Here is a 19458-nt window from a genome sequence, read left to right on the forward strand (position 1 = left end):
CACTATAGTGAACGGCGTTCAGGTGAACGGTGTTCAGGAGGATGCATGCGCTGGCGGGAGCGGGACGCGACGACGATCGCGGAGCCGGGGACGCTGCGTCTCGACGGCGTGGGCGTGACCGTCGACGACCGCGTGCTCCTCGACGACGTGACGCTGGAGCTCACCGCACCGCGCATCGCCGTTATCGGAGCGAACGGCTCGGGGAAGTCGACGTTCGCCCGGCTGCTGAACGGCCTCATGACGCCGACCACAGGAACGGTCACCGTCCACGGCCTCGACGCGCTCCGGGAGCGGACCGCCGTGCGCCGCCGGGTGGGCTTCGTCTTCACCGATCCGGATGCCCAGATCCTGATGCCGACTCCGGCCGAGGATCTGGCGCTGTCGCTCCGAGGGCGGCCCCGTGACGAGATCGCCGCCCGCGTGCAGGAGACCCTGGAGCGCCACGGTCTCGGTGCCCACGCCGACATCCCGGCGTCGTCGCTCTCGGGAGGACAGAAGCAGATGCTGGCCCTCGCCGCGGTGCTCCTCGCCGAGCCGGCGCTGATCGTGGCGGACGAGCCGACGACACTCCTCGACCTGCGCAACGCGCGGCGGATCGGAGACCTCCTTCTGTCGCAGGAGGCGCAGGTGCTGATCGTCACCCACGATCTCGAGCTCGCGGCCCGCTGCGACACGGCCGTCCTGTTCGACGGCGGGCGCGTCGTCGAACAGGGAGAGCCCGAGGCGGTCATCGCACGCTACCGCCGGTTGTGCGCATGATCCTGCCGTCCCCGGTCGGTGCGGGACTGATGCATCGGGTGCCGGCCGGTCCGAAGCTCGCCGGGCTCGCCGTCGCGGCGCTCGCGTTGACGCTGTTCCCGCACGGGCCGCTCAGCATCGCGGTCTGCCTCGCGACCGTGCTCGCGCTCTACCCGATCGCGGGGGTGCCGCTCTCCGCCGCGGTGACGGAGCTGTGGCGGCTGCGTGCGGTCCTGCTCGTGCTCGCGATCGCCCTCGCCGTCTTCGTGTCTCCCGTCGCCGCCTGGGTGAGCACCGGGCGGGTCGCCGTGCTGCTGCTGCTCGCCGCCCTCCTCACCCTGACCACGCGCATGTCCGATCTCCTGGCCGTGCTGCAGCGCCTCCTGTGTCCGCTGCGGCGCGTCGGGGTCGATCCGGAGGCGGTGTCGATGGCGGTGTCGCTCACGCTGACCATGGTTCCCGTCGTGGCCGGACTCGCGCAGCGGGTGCGGGACGCGGAGCGCGCACGAGGAGTCCGCCTGGGCGTGCGCGGCGTGGTGCCGCTGCTCGTGCTGACGCTGCGCCACGCGGATCAGGTCGGCGATGCCCTCGCGGCCCGCGGGGTCGGCTGACGGTCACACCAGGACGGGGCTTTCGGAGCGTCCCGCCAGCCGCAGCGCCGCGACCAGGAGCAGCACCGCGAGGGCGGCGGTGGAGACGGTCGTGCCGAGGACGAGCAGCAGCACCACTCCGGTGAGGCCGAGGACGGTTCCCACGGCCAGGCGGCGCCGCGAGGACGTGGCCTGCGGCGAGGGGTGATTCTCGAACCGGTCGACACGGACCGCGACCATCGCGGTGAGGACGACAGCGGTCAGGAGCCACAGCGGGCGGGCGGCCCACCACTCCGCGCTGTCGAGCGCGGGCAGAGTGAATCCGCCGAGGAGAGCGACCAGCGCCGTCGCCCCGGCCATCGCCAGCAGCACCGGCATGTGCCAGAGGTAGATCGTCATCGTCCGCCGGGTGACGAAGGCGGTGAACGCGGCCACCGGACGGCGACGACTGAGGCGCCCGATGTGCGCCCGGTACAGGGAGAACAGGATCGTGTGGATCAGCCCGACCAGCAGCAGGGCGAACGTGGGCGGGTTGATGTTGGCGATGAGGTCGGGGGAGTACGCGCCGATGAGGAACAGGGCGACGAGCACCCCGAGGGCGCCGATGCCGATCGTGACGCGGGTCCGGCGACGAAGGGCGTCCACGCGGCCGTCGGCGAGGAGGAATCCCAGCTGCTGCATCGTCAACCACACGAAAGCGAGGTTGAGGAAGCCCACGGCGTCCGTCCCGGTCACGGCCCGCAGGACATCGACCGCCACGGCCGCACCCGCGAGGAGGGTGATCGTACGCAGGGGCGCGCGGTCGTGCAGGGCGACGAACGCGGGGAGCAGCGCCTGACACAGCAGGAAGACCCCGAGGAACCACAGCGGCTGTGCGTATCGGAAGCCGGCGACGGCGATGAGATCCGGCGCGACACCGAGGACGGTGAGCACCGCGAGCGCGACCCCGACCGCGCCGACCGTGAACAGGGCCGGGCGCAGGAGCCGGTGCACCCGACCGGCCACGAAGGCGGTCGCGCTCCCGCCGCGGGCGCGGAGGCGGCGGTACGCGAGGAGCCCGGAGAATCCCCCGATCACGAAGAAGAGCGGCATCACCTGCAGCAGCCAGCTCAGCGGGGCGATCCAGCTCGTGCCGTCGCTCGCATTCTCGAACACCGGCCCGGTCTCGGACACCGTGACCCCGACCATGACGGCGTGCAGCAGGACGACGCCGAGCACGCAGACGGCGCGCACGACGTCGATGCCGGTGTCGCGGTGACCCGCGTGGCCGGATGAAGCGGGGGCGGGGGTGCTGAGGCGTGGAGCCGCGGCGATGACCATGAGTCCTCCTGGGAACGGTGTCCTCGGAGGCTATGGAGGCGGTGGTGGGCGGGACATCACTCCGTGGTGCCGTCCTGACCCCCACGCAGGGGTGACTCAGGCGGAGGGCTCGACCAGACCGGTGTCGTACGCGAGGATGACGGCGTGCACGCGGTCGCGGAGACCGAGCTTCGCGAGCACCTTGCCGACATGGGTCTTCACGGTCTGCTCGGCGATGAACAGGTCGCCCGCGATCTCGGTGTTCGACCGGCCCTTGCCGATGAGGACGAGGACCTCCCGCTCGCGGTCGGTGAGCTCGGCGAGGGCCGTCGCCGACCGCCGCGAGGCCGGCCGCCGTCCGGCGAACTGCTCGATCATGCGCCGGGTCACGCTGGGGGCGAGGAGCGCATCGCCGCCGGCCACCACGCGGACCGCATGGACGAGCTCCTCCGGCAGAGCGTCTTTGAGGAGGAACCCGCTGGCCCCGGCGGCGAGGGCGTCGTAGACGTAGTCGTCGATGTCGAAGGTGGTGAGCATGAGGATCCGCGGCACGTGCGCGGCCGGGTACGACGGACCGAGGATGCGGCGGGTGGCCTCGATGCCGTCGAGCTCCGGCATGCGGACGTCCATGAGGATGACGTCGGGATCGAGCCGCGCGGCGAGCGTCACGGCCTCCGCGCCGTCGGCCGCCTGGCCCACCACGCGGATCCCCTCGTGCGCGTCCAGCAGGGCGGCGAAACCGGCGCGGACCATCGCCTGGTCGTCGGCGATGAGCACGCTGATCGTCACGGGTTCTCCTTGTCTTCCGCCGAGGCGGTCGGGGTGGGCGGTGCGGCCGTTGCAGACAGCGGCAGGGTGGCCTCGACGGTCCAGCCGCCGTCGTCGGAGGGCCCGGCGGCGAGGCTTCCGCCGAGCAGTTCGGCGCGCTCGCGCATTCCCCGGAGGCCGTAGCCGCCGGAGGGGCTCTCGGTCGGCTGCGGCGGTGCGGCGTTGTGCACACGGATGTGCAGGGCATCGGCGTCGGCATGGAGCCGGACCGTGACGCGGGCACCGGGCGCGTGGCGGACGGCGTTGCTCAGCGCCTCCTGCACGATGCGGAAGGCGGCGATCTGCACGCCGGGTCCCGCCGCGGAGGCCGCTTCCATCCCCTCCAGCACGAGGCCGACCTCCACCCCTGCCCGGCGCATCGTGTCGACGAGGGCCGGGACGTCGTCCAATCCCTGCTGCGGTGCGAGCTCGGCGTGCTGGTCCTCGGTGCGGAGCACTCCCAGCATGCGCCGCATCTCGGTGAGCGACGTGCGCGCGGTGGCGGCGATGTCGTCGAACTCGGCGGCGGCCTCGGCGTCGAGGTCCGCGATCCGGTAGCGCGCGGTCGACGCCTGCACCTGGATCACCGACATGCTGTGCGCCACGACGTCGTGCAGCTCCCTGGCGATCCGGGTGCGCTCCTCCACGAGAGCGCGCCGGGATTCCTCCAGCGCGCTGTGCTCCTTCTCCCTCGTGAGCTCCGCCGCGACACGCACGCGACCGGCGACGAGGACGGCGATGAGCAGCATCGCGGCAGCGACCGAGGTCGTCACGATGAGATTGGCGGTGGCGCTGCCGGAGCTTGCCGGCGTCGCCACCATGTCCGGGCGCAGCAGCGGCGCCGTCAGCGAGGTCAGTGCGCCGATCACGAGGGTGAGGCCTCCGAGGCGGGCGTCCTGCACGAAGGACATCACGCCCACGAGGAGGACGAAGGCCAGGAGCGCCGGTACCGACCAGGGCCAGGGGGAGTGGATCGCGCGCGCCGGCTCGACGAGGAGCGGCAGCAGGAAGGCGCCGGCGGCGAAGACGACGATCGCCGTCCGCGGCCGGGAGGGGACGAGGAGGGGAGCGCCGCACACGGCGGCGCCGAGCAGGAAGGACAGGGGCAGCGGCGTGCCGGAGAGCACCGTCTGCAGGGAGACGAGGAGCGCGTACAGCACGACGACCGCCGCAGTCAGAGCCACGAGGGCGCCGGTGCGACGGCTCATCCGTGGCGGGCGCGGGGTGCGCTCTCGGCGGCGTGCCATGCGTCTCATCCTGCCAGGTGCGCGACCGGCGTACGGCGTCGGCGGAGCGCCGCGATCCGGTCGATGATCACACCGACGAGCAACGCGACGACGATGCCGATCGCGGCGCTGAGCACGGGCTGGTCGTGCAGCCAGGCGCCGGCGAGCAGCCCGATCGCGAGACTGAACACGCTCCAGCTCACACCGGCGATGAGGCTCAGCGGGAGGAACCGCCGCCAGGGGAACCCGAGCGCTCCGGCGGACATGTTCACCGCGACGCGTCCGATCGGGATGTAGCGGGCGCCGAGGATCAGCGTGGCGCTGCGGCGGTCGAGGGCGCGCTGCGCGAAGGCGAAGGCGCCGGCGACGCGGGGGCGCCGCATCCAGGCGAACCTCGTCGTGCCCAGTCGGCGCCCGATGAGGAACGCGATGTTGTCGCCGATCGCGGCGCCCAGGGCGGCGACGGCACCCAGCAGCACGATGTCACCGTCACCGGTGGACGCGGCCACCGCCGCCGCGGCGACGAGGACCGTCTCGCTCGGGACCGGCGGGAAGAACCCGTCGATCACGGTCACCGCGAACAGCACGGCGTACAGCCAGGGGGAGGCGATCGCCTGCAGGATGAGGTCGTTGAGGATGTCCACTCCGGCACCGTAAGCAGCGGGTGGGGAGAGGGGCATCACTCCGGGGTATCGCCTCGGTCACCCTGGAGAGGGATATCCGTGGCGGGCGTCGCCACAGGCACGGCGGCATATACTGGTTGGCTGGCCGGTCGGCCATCACCCTCCTCCCGAACGAACGGACGTCCGCTGTGCTTGCCGTGCACGACCTCGAGATCCGCGTTGGCGCGCGCCTGCTGATGGAGAACGTCTCGTTCCGTGTGTCCGACGGCGACAAGATCGGCCTCGTCGGACGCAACGGTGCGGGCAAGACCACGCTCACCAAGGTGCTCGCCGGCGACGTGCTGCCCTCGGGTGGCACCGTCACCCGGTCCGGCGAGCTCGGCTACCTGCCGCAGGACCCCCGTTCGGGCAATCCGGAAGACCTCGCGCGTACCCGGATCCTCGACGCCCGCGGCCTCGGTCAGCTCAACCTCGGCATGACGGAGGCCTCGCTCGCGATGGGGTCCGACGACCCTGCGGTCGCTGCCAAGGCGATGAAGCGCTACGCCGCGCTCACCGAGAAGTTCGAGGCGCAGGGCGGCTACGCGGCCGAGGCCGAGGCCGCGTCGATCGCGCACAACCTCTCGCTGCCGGACCGCATCCTCGACCAGCCGCTGTCGACCCTCTCCGGAGGCCAGCGTCGTCGCATCGAGCTCGCGCGCATCCTCTTCTCCGACGCGCAGACGATGATCCTCGATGAGCCGACCAACCACCTCGACGCGGACAGCGTGGTGTGGCTGCGCGAGTTCCTCAAGAACTACAAGGGCGGGCTGATCGTCATCAGCCACGATGTCGAGCTCGTGGGCGAGACCGTCAACCGGGTGTTCTACCTCGACGCCAACCGCCAGGTCATCGACATCTACAACATGAACTGGAAGAACTATCTGCGGCAGCGCGCCGCGGACGAGGAGCGTCGCAAGAAGGAGCGGGCCAACGCCGAGAAGAAGGCGACGACCCTGCAGCAGCAGGCGGCGCGGTTCGGAGCGAAGGCGTCGAAGGCGGCAGCAGCGCACCAGATGCTCGCGCGCGCCGAGAAGCTCCTCTCCGGGCTGGAGGACGTGCGTCAGGAGGACCGCGTCGCGAAGCTGCGGTTCCCGAAGCCCGCCCCCTGTGGCAAGACCCCGCTCATGGCCTCCGGGCTATCGAAGTCGTACGGCTCGCTGGAGATCTTCACCGACGTCGACCTCGCGATCGACCGCGGTTCCAAGGTCGTCGTGCTCGGTCTCAACGGTGCGGGGAAGACGACGCTGCTGCGCATGCTGGCAGGTGTCGACAAGCCGGACACCGGGCAGCTCGAGCCCGGACACGGTCTCAAGGTCGGGTACTACGCGCAGGAGCACGAGAACCTCGACGTCAGCCGCTCGGTCCTCGAGAACATGGTGTCGGCCGCTCCGCACATCACGGAGACGGAGGCCCGCAAGGTCCTCGGCTCCTTCCTGTTCACCGGTGACGACGTCCTCAAGCCGGCGGGTGTGCTGTCCGGAGGCGAGAAGACCCGGCTGTCGCTGGCGACGCTCGTCGTGTCGTCCGCGAACCTCCTCCTGCTCGATGAGCCCACGAACAACCTCGATCCGGCCTCCCGCGAGGAGATCCTCGGGGCGCTGGCCCACTACGAGGGCGCGGTGGTGCTCGTGTCGCACGACCCCGGCGCGGTGCAGTCGCTGAACCCCGAGCGTGTCCTCATCCTGCCCGACGGCGTCGAGGACATCTGGAGCCAGGAGTACCAGGACCTCATCGAGCTCGCGTAGCGGGTCGTGGCATAGTCGGAGGATGGCGGCGCACCCGATCCTTCCTCCCTCGGAACTCGCGGCGTGGTTGCGTGCGCAGCCCACCCTCACCGGGACGGCGCCGCCGCTGCACCTCGACGACCTTCCCGACGATCCGGTGCTGCTCTTCCGGGAGTGGCTCCGCGCGGCGGCCGCGGCCGGCGTCCCCGAACCGCATGCGGCGACGCTGGCGACGGTGGACACGGACGGCATCCCGGACGCGCGCACCCTGATCCTCAAGGACGTGGACGCGCGCGGCTGGGCGTTCGCCGGGGCCCGGTCCTCCCGGAAGGCCGCGCAGCTCGACGCGCATCCTGCTGCGGCGCTGAACCTCTGGTGGCAGCCGCAGCGGCGTGCCGTGCGCGTACGGGGAACCGTGCACGAGGCGTCGGCGGCCGAGAGCGACGCCGACCTCGCGGCCCGCTCCGAGAGCGCCCGCGCGGGTCTCCGACCGGGGGACTGGGTGCTGTGGCGGGTGGTTCCGACGCGGGTCGAGTTCTGGCAGGGGGCGTCCGACCGGAACCACACCCGGATCGTCTATGACGTCGTCGGCCGCGTATGGCGGCATGCCGTCACGGGCTCTGCTCGCGAGCGCTAGACATCGAGATCGACCGGAGGCGCCCCGCAGGCGGGGATCGAAATGGTGCGTGCCGACGGTCCAAGAGGCCCGTTTCCCATCCTGCGTCGGCCGGGCGGTCCGTCCGGGATCGAAAGGGTGCCGGGCAGCGCAGCGTCCGGCGCGTTCTCGCGCTCGCGTGACGCTCGGCGGGTGCGTCAGCGCGCGTCGAGCAGTTCGTCCTCGGCGTCCGCGTCGCGGTCGCGGCGTTTCGGTGCCTTCGCCGGTGCCGGCTTCCCCTCGACCTCTTCGCGGTGCTTCACGATCTCCGTGCGGATGATGTACCCGATGAAGATGAAGCCCATGATGGCGAACAGGATCCACTGGATCGCATAGGACAGGTGCGGACCCGGGTCGTCGGTGGGGGACTCGAAGCCGCCCAGCGCGGCATCCGCGGCGGGCTGTTCCTCGACCAGGCGTCCGTAAGCACCGGTGATCACCTCGTCGCCGACGAGGTCGGCGATGGACGGGAGGTGGATCGTGGGCACCTGGCCCTCCGGAGCCCCGCGTCCGGACCCGGGAAGCGGCTCGCCGGGACGCAGGCGGACGGTCACCGTGACCTCGCCGGACGGTGGAGAGGGGACAGCGTCCGGGAGCTCGCCCTCGCCCGGTGCCACCCAGCCGCGGTCGACGATGAGCACACGACCGTCCGTGTCGCGGAAGGGGACCAGCACCTCGAACGCGCTCGTTCCGCCGTGGGGACGGTTGCGGACCAGGAGCTGCTCGTCGGCGAGGTACTCGCCCTGCAGCGTGACGGGGCGCCATTCGTCCGCGGGGTCGAGCTCGTCGTCGGCGACCACGTCGGCGAGGGGGACGGCCGGGGCATTGTAGTTCTGCTCCACCAGCGCGATCTGCTCAGCGCGGGATTCGTTCCTCTCGAACTGCCAGTTGGAGAGGAAGACGCAGGCGATCGCGAAGCCGATGGCGATGAGGACGTACACGCCCCAGCGGGTCAGGCGGTTGCTCATGAAGGCGCCCCGTCTCGCACCGTCACCGGGAAGTCCCGCGCGGCGAGGTAGTCGTGGAGGAAGCCGACGTGCTCGTCGCACGCCAGCCAGATCTTCTCGCGATCGGCGGAGTGGATACGCGGGTTGCGCCAGACGACCTGCCTCGTGGCCGCGCTCCGGCAGCCGGCGCGCGAGCAGATGAGCGCGCTCATCGGTCGGTGCGGCCTTCGCGGATGGTGATGACGTCGGGGGCGGTCTCCGGAGCGAGCGACGGTGCGGGCGGCGCATCGATCTCGCGCATCGGCGACTCGGCGGCGGTCTCTGTGCTGTCGCTGCCGGCGTTCGCGAAGACGACGGCGATGTACGGGAGCACGGCGGCGGCCAGCGCGAACACCCAGGTCCACCAGCCGAACGGCTGCACGAAGAACATCAGCCCGAAGCAGACGATGCGGATCGTCATCGTCAGGGCATATCGGCGCACACGATGGTCCCCCTCATCCCGCGGGGACTGCGGCAGTGAGGTGACGGCCGGGACTCGACGTGCGTTCTTCACGATGGTTCCAGCCTACGCCGCCGTGGCGACATCGGCATGCCCGGGCGGGGCGTCAGCTCGCGAAGACGAACGGCAGGGTGAAGGCGCCGAAGACGACGAGGCCGATGATCGTCGAGACGATGGTGAAGACCAGCACGCCGATCATGACGTAGCCGAGGATGAGCCCGGCGATCGCCATGCCGCGGCCGCCGAGACCGGGCGTGCGACGGATCTGTCCGAGCGCCATGTGACCGGTGATCACGGCCGCGATCGAGGCGAGCATCGGCACGATCGCCCAGAACAGCACGACACCGGCGATGCCGCAGACGAGGGAGGTGATCGCGAGTCCGCTGGACGGCCGCGCAGGCGCGGCTCCATACGGTTGCGGGGCCGCGTACTGCTGCGGGGCCCCGTACTGCTGAGGCGTCGAGTACTGCTGAGGCGCCGAGGACGGCTGCGTGGCGGCGTTCGCCGGCGGTGCCGGCGGGAACCCCGGGTACGCCGGGGCGGAACCGGGAGCCGGGGGGAAGGCCGGGGGCTGCTCGCCGGACGAACCGGAGATACGGGGATCGCTCACGCTGGTGCCTTTCGTCGCCCTCAGAGTCCCAGGAGGCTCCCGGTCTGTCAAACCGTCATCGTGAAGGCGGCACGGCAACGTCGCTAGGATCGATCACGGCCCGGAACCCCGGCCCTTGACCCCAGACCCAGGAGTGTCCCATGAGCGCGGAGCGCGTCGTCCTCGTCACCGGAGGCAACCGCGGCATCGGCCGCGCCATCGCCGAGCGCTTCGTGCGGGAGGGCTACCGGGTGGCGGTGACCGCTCGCAGCGGAGAGGGTCCGGAAGGCACCCTGACGGTGCGCGCCGACGTCACGGACGCCGCCGCTCTCGATGCGGCCTTCACCGAGGTGGAGCAGCAGCTGGGTCCGGTGGAGATCGTCGTCGCCAACGCCGGGATCACCAAGGACACCCTGCTCATGCGCATGAGCGAGGACGACTTCGACAGCGTCGTGGCGACGAACCTCGGCGGCACCTTCCGCGTCGTCAAGCGTGCGTCGAAGGGGATGCTGCGGGCACGGTTCGGACGGGTCATCCTCATCTCCAGCGTCGTGGGCCTGTACGGCTCCGCCGGGCAGACGAACTACGCCGCCTCCAAGAGCGCGCTGGTCGGTTTCGCCCGCTCGCTCACGCGTGAGCTCGGCGGACGCGGCATCACGGCCAACGTCGTGGCACCCGGCTTCATCGAGACCGACATGACCGCGGAGCTCCCCGAGGAGACGCAGAAGCAGTACAAGGCGAACATCCCCGCGGGGCGGTTCGCGACGCCGGATGAGGTCGCGGGCGTCGTGACCTGGTTGGCGAGCGACGACGCCGGTTACATCTCGGGCGCCGTCATCCCGGTCGACGGTGGTCTCGGCATGGGGCACTGACCCCAGCAGTCCTCCTCAGCGATCGATCGCGCGCACGAGGAGCTCCGCGAGACGCTCGGGCGCCGAGAACTGCGGCCAGTGTCCCGAGCCGATCCGGACGACCTCGGCGTCGCCGATCGCCCGATACTCCTCGGCGTACGGACCCCACTGGCTGATCACCGCGTCGAAGGCGTCCTGGTCCAGCCCTCCCATCAGCAGGGTGACCGGGATGCGATACCGTGCCGGGTCGTGGTCGTGCAGAGCGAGCTCGTCCGTCGGCACCCGCGCGGGGACGCTGTGCGTGAGCGGGGCCGTCCTCGCACGAGTCTCGTCGTCCAGATCGTGCACGTCCTCGTCGGGGAAGAAACCCCAGCCCGGGAACGGGACGACGCCGTCCTGCACCGGGAACTCGCTGATGCCCGAGCCCGGGGGCGGCGGCACGGTGTCGACGAAGACGACCCGGGCCACGCGGTCCGGTCGCGCGTCGGCGACGCCCCAGGCGACGTTGCCTCCGCCGCTGTGTCCGACGACCACCACGTCGCCCTCCGCGGCATCGACGGCGGCGACCGCGGCGGCGACCCAGTCGTCGATCCCGACACCCGCCGCCGTCTCCGCAGACGCGTCGAGCCCGGGCATGGTCAGCGGATGAGGGCGGTGGCCGGCGCGCTCGAGGGCAGGCACGACGTCGTCCCAGCTGGAGGCGTCGAGCCAGAGGCCGGGGATGAGGATGATGTCCATGACCCGACCGTAGACCCGGCCCCGGACATCGGCCAGGGTCAGGGGAGGAGCGGGATGACCGTTCCGAGGTCGACCGGGCCGATGACCAGGCTCGCGGACTCGCGGACGGCGGGCTTGGCGTTGAAAGCGAGCCCCAGGCCGGCGACCGCCATCATCGGGAGATCGTTGGCGCCGTCGCCGATCGCGATGGTCGCGTGCGGCGCCACGCCGAGCTCCTCCGCCCAGGTGCGCAGCCAGAAGGCCTTGGCCGCGCCGTCGACGATGTCACCGTCCACCCGCCCCGTGAGCGCGCCGTCGGCGACCTCGAGGCGGTTCGCCCGCCACCGGTCCACGCCGAGCCCCGGTGCGACGTCGTCGAGGATCTCGTGGAACCCGCCGGAGACGACGCCGACGACGCCGCCCCGTGCGTGTACGGCGGTGGTGAGGTCGCGGACGCCCGGAGTCGGCTCGACGCGGGCGCGAACGCGGGCGAACGCCTCGACGGGAACGCCCGCGAGGGCAGCCACCCGGGAGCGGAGGCTGGTCGCGAAGTCGATCTCCCCGCGCATCGCGGCTTCCGTGGCCGCCTGCACCTCGGTGCGACGGCCGGCCTCCTCGGCGAGGAGCTCGATCACCTCGTTCCGGATGAGCGTGGAATCGGCATCGAGGACGACGAGGAATCGCGCGGTGGTCACCCCCCGAGCCTAGCGACCGGGGGACCGGAGCCCACGCCGCATGACGCGTCAGCGTTCGATGAACACGCCCTTGCCCACGACTGTGATCCCCGACTCCGTGACCGTGAACCCGCGGGCGAGATCGCGTTCGCGGTCGACGCCGACCGTGGCGCCGTCGGCGAGCACGACGTTCTTGTCGAGGATCGCGCGGTGCACGCGGGCGCCCTGACCGACGTGGACGTGATCGAACACCACGGAGTCCGTGATGGTCGAGCCGCCGCCGGCCAGGGTCCACGGCCCCACGACGCTGCGTTCGAGGTGCGTGCCGGAGAGCACCGACCCCAGCGAGACGATCGAGTCGATCGCGTTGCCGATCCGCCCTACGGAGTCGCGGACGAACTTCGCCGGCGGGGAGTTGACCGCCTGCGAGTGGATCGGCCACTCCATGTTGTAGAGGTTGAAGATCGGAAGCGTCGAGATCAGGTCCCGGTGCGCGTCGAAGAACGAGTCGATCGTCCCCACGTCGCGCCAGTACGAGCGGTCGCGCGGGGAAGACCCCGGGACCTCGTTCTGCTTCATGTCGTAGTAGCCGGCCTCGCCGCGGTCGACGAAGTACGGGACGATGTCGCCGCCCATGTCATGACTCGACGTCGGCAGCTCGCCGTCGGCCTCGACCGCCGCGATGAGGGCGTCGGTGTCGAAGATGTAGTTGCCCATGGAGGCCAGCACTTCGTGCGGGGAGTCCGACAGACCCGTGGCGTCGGTGGGCTTCTCGAGGAACTGCCGGATGCGTCCGGACTCCGGATCGGCGTCGATGACCCCGAACTGGGACGCCAGGGCGAGCGGCTGACGGATGCCCGCGACCGTCGCCTTCGCGCCGGACTCGATGTGCGCCTCGAGCATCTGGCGGAAGTCCATCCGATAGACGTGGTCGGCGCCGATCACGACGACGATGTCGGGCTTCTCGTCGTTGATCAGGTTCATGCTCTGCAGGATCGCGTCGGCGGATCCGGAGAACCACCGCTTGCCGAGCCGCTGCTGGGCCGGGACCGAGGCGACGTACGAGTCGAGCAGCGCCGACATCCGCCACGTCTGCGAGATGTGCCGGTCGAGGCTGTGCGACTTGTACTGGGTCAGGACGACGATCTGTCTCAGCCCGGAGTTGATGAGGTTCGAGATGGCGAAGTCGATCAGGCGGTACTGGCCGCCGAACGGGACGGCCGGTTTTGCGCGGTCGGCCGTCAGCGGCATGAGTCGCTTGCCCTCGCCGCCGGCGAGGATGATCCCGAAGACCTTCTTTGGAGCGGACATGGGTCCACCATAGATCCCGTTCGGCGCGGGGAACTAGCATCTGGACAACCCGCTCGATAGCGTCTAGGCATGCGAGTCGAGATGATCACCAAGGAGTATCCGCCGGAGATCTACGGAGGCGCGGGTGTGCACGTCGCCGAACTCGTCTCCGCACTGCGTCGGGACATCGATGTGACGGTGCGAGCATTCGGCGCGCCGCGCGACGAGGAGGGCACCTTCGCCTACCGCGCTCCCGAGAGCCTCTCCGCCGCCAACCCGGCGCTGCAGACGCTCGGAACGGACCTGGAGATCGTGTCGGCCATCGCGGGCGCCGACGTCGTGCACAGCCATACCTGGTACGCCAACTTCGCCGGACACCTCGCCTCCCAGCTCCATGGGATCCCGCACGTGCTCACGGCGCACAGCCTCGAGCCGCTGCGGCCGTGGAAGGCCGAGCAGCTCGGGGGCGGCTACGCCGTGTCGAGCGGCATCGAGAAGCTCGCCTACGAGAACGCCGCCGCGGTGATCGCCGTGAGCGCCGGCATGCGCGCGGACATCCTCCGCAGCTATCCGCAGGTCGACCCCGCGCGGGTCCGGGTGATCCACAACGGGATCGATGTGGAGCGCTGGCGTCCGGTGCAGGATCCGGCCTTCCTCTCCTCGATCGGTATGGATCCCGACCGCCCCTCGGTCGTCTTCGTCGGACGCATCACACGGCAGAAGGGGCTGCCCTACCTTCTGCAGGCGGCACGGCTGCTGCCGCCCGAGGTCCAGCTCATCCTCTGCGCCGGTGCTCCGGACACGCCGGAGATCATGGCGGAGGTCCAGGAGGGGGTGCGGCTGCTGCAGCAGACCCGAGAGGGCGTGGTGTGGATCGAGCGGATGCTGCCGCGGGACGAGCTGTCGGCGATCCTGGCCGCGGCGACCACCTTCGTCTGCCCCTCCGTCTACGAGCCGCTCGGGATCGTGAACCTCGAGGCCATGGCGTGCGGAGCGGCCGTCGTGGGAACGGCGACCGGCGGCATCCCCGAGGTCGTCGACGACGGCGTGACGGGCCGGCTGGTCCCCATCGAGCAGGTGCAGGACGGCACGGGCACACCGACCGACCCCGACCGCTTCGTCGCCGATCTCGCGGCAGTCCTCACCGAGGTCGCCACGGATCCGGCGCGGGCGCGGGAGTACGGGGAGGCCGGTCGGGAGCGGGCCCGCACGCAGTTCAGCTGGGGCGCGATCGCCGACGAGACCCGCGCGCTCTACGCAGAGCTGTCCGCCTGAGCCGATAGGCTTTCGATATGCCGATCGCTCTGGAGTTCACCGACGTCGTCGTGCGCCGAGAGGGGCGCAACATCATCGATCACGTGACCTGGCAGGTCTCTGACGATCAGCGATGGGTGATCCTCGGGCCGAACGGTGCGGGGAAGACGACCCTGCTGCAGCTCGCCGACACGCTGATGCACCCCACCTCGGGCACGGTCACCGTCCTCGGCGAGACACTCGGACGCGCCGACGTCTTCGAGATCCGTCCGCGGATCGGGTTCGCATCGTCCGCCATGGCCAAGCGCATCCCGCGTGACGAGACGGTGCTCAACACCGTCCTCACGGCGGCGTACTCCGTGCTCGGGCGCTGGAACGAGAGCTACGAGGACATCGATGAGCGGCGTGCGCTGCGCGTGCTGGGCGACTGGCGTCTCGCGCACCTCGCCGACCGCACCTTCGGCACGCTGAGCGACGGCGAGCAGAAGCGCGTGCAGATCGCCCGGGCGGTCATGACGGACCCGGAGCTCCTGCTGCTCGACGAGCCGACGGCCTCGCTCGACCTCGGGTCGCGCGAGGAGCTGCTGGCTCTGCTCGGCGGCTATGCGTCGGCGCCGACGACGCCCGCGATGCTCATGGTCACCCACCACGTCGAGGAGATCCCCGTCGGGTTCACGCACGTGCTGCTGATCCGCGACGGCGCCGTGGTCGCCGCGGGCCCGATCGCGGAGACGCTCACCGCGGACGCCCTCGGCGAGACCTTCGGCATGCCGATCGCGCTCAGCAGCGAGGACGGGCGCTACTCCGCCCGCGCCGCCTCCTGACCTCGGTTCCGATGGGTTACTGAGCTTGTCGAAGTACTGGTAGAATCGATCCTTGGTGCGTTCGGCACCACAGACTTCCCTCGTCCCTGGCACAATCCAGGGCAGCAACAAAGGAATCCCATGAAGACTGACATTCACCCCGAGTACAAGGCTGTCGTGTTCCGCGACCTGGGTTCGGGCGAGACCTTCCTCACCCGCTCCACCGTCACGAGCGACAAGACGATCGAGCTGGACGGCGTGGAGTACCCGGTGATCGACGTCGAGATCTCCTCGGCCTCGCACCCCTTCTACACGGGCAAGCAGCGCATCATGGACTCGGCCGGCCGCGTCGAGAAGTTCAACCAGCGCTTCAAGGGCTTCGGCGGCTCCTCCAAGTAAGACCGCCCACGAAGGCCGCGTACTCCTCGGAGTGCGGGGCCTTCGTCATGTCCGGGGTGGACGAGTCGCTCAGACGTCGATGACGATGCGTCCGCGCTCGATGCGGCCCGGCGGATCTCCGGGGGTCGGCGTCGGGGCCGTGCGCCGGGTCTGCCGGTCCCGCTCCTGGCCGGCCTCGTGCGCGGTGGGGGACCACACCGCGTCGAAGACGCCGACGAGCCCTCCGGACCCGGCCTGCTCGTACTTCTCCTCGACGGGACGACGGGAGAGGGAATGCCGGATGCCCACGAAGAACAGCACCGGTCCCGTGCCGAGCACGAGGACGATCGTGGTCCACCCGAGCAGATGTTCCATGGCCCCAGGATAGATCGCCGAGCGCGGCGGTGGCACCCGTCGCGCGGCGGAGGTCAGCGGAGGCGGCGTCCGTGGGCGAGGTCGATCAGCCGCTCCAGCACGGGCCCCGTCCGCAGGCCGTTGTGCTCGTGCTCGCTCGTCACCCAGGGCGTCACGCCGGGGAGGAGACGGGCGGTCTCCAGCGAGAACTCCACGGGCACGTACACGTCGTTCACGTACACGGCGGCCGCGCCCGTCGCCCCGGTGGCGGCGAGGGCGGCGGTGTCGTAGATCCGCGGCCAGGGGTGCTCCGCCAGGATCGACGTCACCTCCCGCCAGGGCTGCAGCGCCGGGACGGTGTCGGCCCACTCGCGGCGGATGTGCTCGCCCGTGAAGAGCGTCGGATCGTCGCGGAAATCGGTCGGCTCGACGCGCTCGGCGGACCACCGCGTGGTGTGTCCGTTCGCATAGCTCGACTCGTGGAAGGCGTAGTACAGCGGGTTACGGCCGCCGAAGGGCATGGCGTGCTGGAGGTCGTGCCGGAAGGCGTTGGACGCGGGATCCCGCTCCAGCAAGGACCAGACCGTCTGCCAGCCGTCGTCGGTGCCGAGAGCGGAGCCGACGGAGCGGAGGCGGGAACGCGATACGACCTCGCCGTCGGGGAGGACGAGTTCACCGGCGTCCGCGAGATCGATCAGGCGTCGCATGACGTCGCGGTGCTCCGGGAAGCGCCGGTAGTACCGCTCGGAGGCCGTGCGCATCTTGTCGTAGCAGAGCGCGTACACCTCGTCCGGATCGCGCTCGACCGTGCTGAGACCGCCGGTTATGAAGACGTCGTCGAGGGAATCCGCGTGGGTGGACAAGTAGGCCAGCGTCGTGAAGCCGCCGAACGACTGACCGAGGACGCTCCAGGTCGATGCCCCCAGATGCTCCCGCAGTGCCTCGCAGTCGCGCACGATGGCATCGGCACGCAGGTGCGTCAGGTACTCGGCGACGCCTTCGGCGCCCTGCGCGAGGTCGCCGTCGCCGACGGGGGAGGAGAGGCCGGTGCCGCGCTGGTCCAGGAGCACGAGCCGATACTGCGCGAGGGCCTGATCCAGCCACGCCGGTGCCGCGGAGGAGTGGAAGGGGCGCGGCGCCTCGTGGCCCGGCCCGCCCTGCAGGAAGACCAGATAGGGGAGCGCCTCGCCGCCCTCGCGTGCGACGACGCGGGCGAACACGTCGATCGTGCGGGTGTCTGCCGGGTCGTCCCAGACGAGGGGGACCGTGAGCGTGTGCTCCTCGACGGCGAGGTCGAGCAGGCGGCGGCGGATGACAGTGGTCATGGTCACATCACATTCCCGATGTAGGAGTACTTCACGAAGACCTCGGCGGCGATGCCGGACTCGTCGAGGACGCCCTGGACGGCCGTCATCATGTAGTTCGAGTCCCAGCCCATGTAGAGGAAGTGCGTGTCATCGAGGTCGTCCCACTGCCCCTTCCACGCCTTGTCGCGGTAGATCGGGCCGCCGTGGGTCGCGCAGTACGCTAGAGCGGCCTCGGTCGTGTCGGTCCAGGCGCGACGGAACACGCGGTTGAACAGGTGCTTGACGTCGTACACCTCCCACCGCTCGCCCCGGTACTCCACGTAGTCGAACTCGCGCTCCCACCCCGCGGGCCAGCCGCGGCGGCGCACGGCGTCGAGGATCGGGGTGAGGCCGTCGTCGTCGATCTCGGGCAGCGCGGGCCGTGCCCACACGCGGACGAGGTCGTCCGTCAGCGCCACTGTTCGTGCGGTGATGGCCGCCGTGCCCCAGGATTCCTCCGCGGCGAGGGCGCGGGTGGCCGGTACCGCGCTGCGGGCGTAGGCCTCATCGCGTTTGGCGGGGAAGGAAGCGCCGAACACCCGCTCCGTTAGCCCCTGTTCCAGCAGCGTGAGGTTGCCGAGGGTCGGTGCGAGGGCGCGGTGGCTGTTCTGCTCGTCCTCGGAGTGCTCGCTCCAGGGACGCACGCCGTCGCCGGACCAGGCGTCGCCGGGCACGGCGGGCACGATGTGCTCGACGTCGAAGCCGTCCACGTCGTCGACGCCCTCGAGCCGACCGAGCACGTAGGCCGGATACGGCAGCTCGCTGTATTTGAGCACGGCGCTGACCCGCTCGTCCGACGGGGTGATGCGCGCGATGGCGCGGGCGAGGGCGTCGTGTCCGTCGCGACGGGCACGGCAAAGACGGGCGATCAGGCGTTCGGCGGGAAGGTTCACGAGCGCGCGACGGAGGAACATCGCCTGCAGCCACTCGAGCGTCTCGAGGAGCTGACTCCGGTCGATGAGGCCACGCGCGTGATCGCTGTAGGCGCTCATGACCAGCGGGGAGGAGGAGCGTCCGAACGTGTTCACGTACCTCAGCTGCCGCGCGATCTCCGGGTCCTGCTCCTTCGTCGGATCGAGGAGGATGCCGTAGATCTCCGCATAGTGCCGCCACGTCTCGGCGTCGGCCTGGAGGTGGGCGACGTCGACGCGCGGGAACGACTGGCGGAAGGCGCTGTACACGCCGTGCTCGCCGTTCGCCGCCACCTCACGCCCCGTCACGAGCACGAGGTAGTGGCGCCAGAACGCGCCGATCGCCTCGCCCGTGTGCTGCTCGATCGGCAGCCAGAACCGCGCTTCCACATCCAACTGCTCGGCGTGGTTCAGCCCCATGAGGATGTAGTTGTGGATCAGCTCGTGATCCCGCAGCGGCTCGCCGGTGGAGTTCAGGCTCTCGAAGATCTGCTGCGCGTTGGCCTGGGCGCCGAGCGTGATCGAGACGTGCTCCAGGCGCTGCAGCCCCTGCCAGATGAACGGCACCTCGTCGGCATGGATCTGGCTGCGGAAGAACGCGTAGTTGTCGTCGAAGCGCGATTCGCGGTCGACGTCGTCCCGGCGATCGAGCACGACCGACTCGTAGAGATCGGCCCAGGCGTCGTGCGGACGGAGCTTCGTGCGCTCGGGATCGTCGGGGCGGACCAGCACGCGGGCGAGGTCGGCGGCGAGCTCCGGATCGCGGTCTCGCACCGCGTGATGCAGCGCGGCGACGAGGAGCATGAGCGTGGTGAGGCGCTGCTGCCCGTCGATGAGGATGAGGTCGGCGTCCGGACCGGAGCCGTCCTCGGCGGAGAGGATCGAACCGATGAAGTGGCGATGCGCGTCGTCTTCCGCCGCCACCGCCCTGACGTCGGAGAGGAGCCGCTCGCAGCCGCCGATGTCCCAGCGGTACTGCCGCTGGTAGACCGGGACGACGATGGTCGTGCGTCCCGCCGCGAGCCATTCGATCGTGTTGACTGCCGTCGCCTCGACGTTGGTCGCGGTGCTCATGCTGGTGTCTCGTCCTCCCGTAGCGACAGGCGCCACGGACGCGCCGGGTGCCCCGCCCAGTCTATTC

22 protein-coding genes are annotated in these 19458 nt (G+C 70.6%); 8 read left to right on the forward strand and 14 right to left on the reverse strand.

Annotation, left to right across the window (positions count from 1 at the left end):
* Positions 1 to 45: 45 nt before the first annotated feature.
* Together AB0300_RS04570 and AB0300_RS04575 are read left to right on the forward strand one after the other, a co-directional pair.
* Entirely contained in the window at positions 46 to 759 is a 714-nt protein-coding gene (locus tag AB0300_RS04570; protein WP_366215542.1) for an ABC transporter ATP-binding protein, read from the forward strand.
* Positions 756 to 1349, forward strand: a complete 594-nt coding sequence (locus tag AB0300_RS04575; RefSeq protein WP_366215543.1) for an energy-coupling factor transporter transmembrane component T — start codon at positions 756 to 758, stop codon at positions 1347 to 1349. The genes AB0300_RS04570 and AB0300_RS04575 overlap by 4 nt, the downstream gene beginning before the upstream one ends.
* Positions 1350 to 1352: 3 nt before the next feature.
* On the opposite strand, the gene AB0300_RS04580 is transcribed toward AB0300_RS04575, so the two are convergent.
* The 4 genes from AB0300_RS04580 to AB0300_RS04595 all read right to left on the reverse strand — a co-directional run bounded on the left by AB0300_RS04580 (position 1353) and on the right by AB0300_RS04595 (position 5340).
* Positions 1353 to 2648: an acyltransferase gene (locus tag AB0300_RS04580; protein WP_366215544.1), complete on the reverse strand. Its 1296-nt coding sequence runs from the start codon at positions 2646 to 2648 to the stop codon at positions 1353 to 1355.
* Positions 2649 to 2744: 96 nt separating this feature from the next.
* Complete coding sequence (locus AB0300_RS04585) at positions 2745 to 3416, reverse strand: response regulator transcription factor (RefSeq protein WP_085607696.1); 672 nt, start codon at positions 3414 to 3416, stop codon at positions 2745 to 2747.
* Positions 3413 to 4681, reverse strand: a complete 1269-nt coding sequence (locus tag AB0300_RS04590; RefSeq protein WP_366215545.1) for a sensor histidine kinase — start codon at positions 4679 to 4681, stop codon at positions 3413 to 3415. Before AB0300_RS04590 ends, AB0300_RS04585 begins: the two co-directional genes overlap by 4 nt.
* 5 nt (positions 4682 to 4686) lie before the next feature.
* Positions 4687 to 5340, reverse strand: a complete 654-nt coding sequence (locus tag AB0300_RS04595) for a VTT domain-containing protein (protein ID WP_366215546.1) — start codon at positions 5338 to 5340, stop codon at positions 4687 to 4689.
* A gap of 131 nt (positions 5341 to 5471) precedes the next feature.
* On the opposite strand from AB0300_RS04595, the gene AB0300_RS04600 reads away from it, so the two are divergent.
* Positions 5472 to 7070, forward strand: coding sequence for an ABC-F family ATP-binding cassette domain-containing protein (locus AB0300_RS04600; RefSeq protein ID WP_025103638.1), 1599 nt, complete (start codon positions 5472 to 5474; stop codon positions 7068 to 7070).
* A 22-nt stretch (positions 7071 to 7092) separates the two neighbouring features.
* Positions 7093 to 7686 (forward strand): pyridoxamine 5'-phosphate oxidase family protein, encoded by a 594-nt coding sequence (locus tag AB0300_RS04605; RefSeq protein WP_249521814.1) that lies wholly within the window; start codon positions 7093 to 7095, stop codon positions 7684 to 7686.
* A 176-nt stretch (positions 7687 to 7862) separates the two neighbouring features.
* Here the strand turns inward: AB0300_RS04605 and AB0300_RS04610 are convergent, their stop codons facing one another.
* From AB0300_RS04610 to AB0300_RS04625, 4 genes are read right to left on the reverse strand one after another with little or no spacing between them, the layout of a single operon-like run.
* The gene (locus tag AB0300_RS04610; RefSeq protein ID WP_366215547.1) at positions 7863 to 8672 is read right to left on the reverse strand and encodes an SURF1 family protein; all 810 of its coding nucleotides are present in this window, start codon (positions 8670 to 8672) and stop codon (positions 7863 to 7865) included.
* Positions 8669 to 8863 carry a hypothetical protein gene (locus tag AB0300_RS04615; RefSeq protein ID WP_366215548.1) on the reverse strand — a complete coding sequence of 65 codons (195 nt, stop codon included), beginning with the start codon at positions 8861 to 8863 and terminating at the stop codon, positions 8669 to 8671. The genes AB0300_RS04610 and AB0300_RS04615 overlap by 4 nt, the downstream gene beginning before the upstream one ends.
* The gene (locus AB0300_RS04620; protein ID WP_025103634.1) at positions 8860 to 9204 is read right to left on the reverse strand and encodes a DUF3099 domain-containing protein; all 345 of its coding nucleotides are present in this window, start codon (positions 9202 to 9204) and stop codon (positions 8860 to 8862) included. Before AB0300_RS04620 ends, AB0300_RS04615 begins: the two co-directional genes overlap by 4 nt.
* 52 nt (positions 9205 to 9256) lie before the next feature.
* Positions 9257 to 9760, reverse strand: a complete 504-nt coding sequence (locus AB0300_RS04625; RefSeq protein WP_338566184.1) for a DUF4190 domain-containing protein — start codon at positions 9758 to 9760, stop codon at positions 9257 to 9259.
* A gap of 140 nt (positions 9761 to 9900) precedes the next feature.
* Between AB0300_RS04625 and AB0300_RS04630 the strand changes: the two genes are divergently transcribed.
* Positions 9901 to 10611: a beta-ketoacyl-ACP reductase gene (locus AB0300_RS04630; protein ID WP_060921849.1), complete on the forward strand. Its 711-nt coding sequence runs from the start codon at positions 9901 to 9903 to the stop codon at positions 10609 to 10611.
* A 15-nt stretch (positions 10612 to 10626) separates the two neighbouring features.
* On the opposite strand, the gene AB0300_RS04635 is transcribed toward AB0300_RS04630, so the two are convergent.
* The 3 genes from AB0300_RS04635 to AB0300_RS04645 are packed head-to-tail and all read right to left on the reverse strand — an operon-like array spanning position 10627 to position 13292.
* Positions 10627 to 11328, reverse strand: coding sequence for an alpha/beta fold hydrolase (locus tag AB0300_RS04635; RefSeq protein ID WP_025103631.1), 702 nt, complete (start codon positions 11326 to 11328; stop codon positions 10627 to 10629).
* Positions 11329 to 11366: 38 nt separating this feature from the next.
* Positions 11367 to 12002: a phosphoserine phosphatase SerB gene (gene serB, locus AB0300_RS04640; RefSeq protein WP_366215549.1), complete on the reverse strand. Its 636-nt coding sequence runs from the start codon at positions 12000 to 12002 to the stop codon at positions 11367 to 11369.
* A gap of 48 nt (positions 12003 to 12050) precedes the next feature.
* Positions 12051 to 13292 carry a glucose-1-phosphate adenylyltransferase gene (locus AB0300_RS04645; protein WP_025103629.1) on the reverse strand — a complete coding sequence of 414 codons (1242 nt, stop codon included), beginning with the start codon at positions 13290 to 13292 and terminating at the stop codon, positions 12051 to 12053.
* Positions 13293 to 13361: 69 nt separating this feature from the next.
* On the opposite strand from AB0300_RS04645, the gene glgA reads away from it, so the two are divergent.
* The 3 genes from glgA (at position 13362) to AB0300_RS04660 (ending at position 15727) form a co-directional block, all read left to right on the forward strand.
* Positions 13362 to 14546 carry a glycogen synthase gene (glgA, locus tag AB0300_RS04650; RefSeq protein WP_085607679.1) on the forward strand — a complete coding sequence of 395 codons (1185 nt, stop codon included), beginning with the start codon at positions 13362 to 13364 and terminating at the stop codon, positions 14544 to 14546.
* A gap of 17 nt (positions 14547 to 14563) precedes the next feature.
* A complete protein-coding gene (locus AB0300_RS04655; protein ID WP_025103627.1) occupies positions 14564 to 15349 on the forward strand; it encodes an ABC transporter ATP-binding protein in 786 nt (261 codons plus the stop codon).
* Between the two features lie 120 nt (positions 15350 to 15469).
* Complete coding sequence (locus AB0300_RS04660) at positions 15470 to 15727, forward strand: type B 50S ribosomal protein L31 (RefSeq protein ID WP_025103626.1); 258 nt, start codon at positions 15470 to 15472, stop codon at positions 15725 to 15727.
* Positions 15728 to 15796: 69 nt separating this feature from the next.
* Here the strand turns inward: AB0300_RS04660 and AB0300_RS04665 are convergent, their stop codons facing one another.
* Genes AB0300_RS04665 through AB0300_RS04675 form a run of 3 tightly spaced genes read right to left on the reverse strand, consistent with a single transcriptional unit; the run spans position 15797 to position 19391 of the window.
* Positions 15797 to 16081 (reverse strand): hypothetical protein, encoded by a 285-nt coding sequence (locus AB0300_RS04665; protein ID WP_366215550.1) that lies wholly within the window; start codon positions 16079 to 16081, stop codon positions 15797 to 15799.
* A gap of 53 nt (positions 16082 to 16134) precedes the next feature.
* Positions 16135 to 17391, reverse strand: a complete 1257-nt coding sequence (locus tag AB0300_RS04670; RefSeq protein WP_366215551.1) for an alpha/beta fold hydrolase — start codon at positions 17389 to 17391, stop codon at positions 16135 to 16137.
* Complete coding sequence (locus AB0300_RS04675; protein ID WP_025103623.1) at positions 17388 to 19391, reverse strand: DUF262 domain-containing protein; 2004 nt, start codon at positions 19389 to 19391, stop codon at positions 17388 to 17390. The genes AB0300_RS04670 and AB0300_RS04675 overlap by 4 nt, the downstream gene beginning before the upstream one ends.
* Between the last annotated feature and the right edge of the window lie 67 nt (positions 19392 to 19458).

Origin of the sequence: Microbacterium sp. NPDC078814 (genome assembly GCF_040702645.1) — a bacterium.
Lineage (GTDB): Bacteria > Actinomycetota > Actinomycetes > Actinomycetales > Microbacteriaceae > Microbacterium.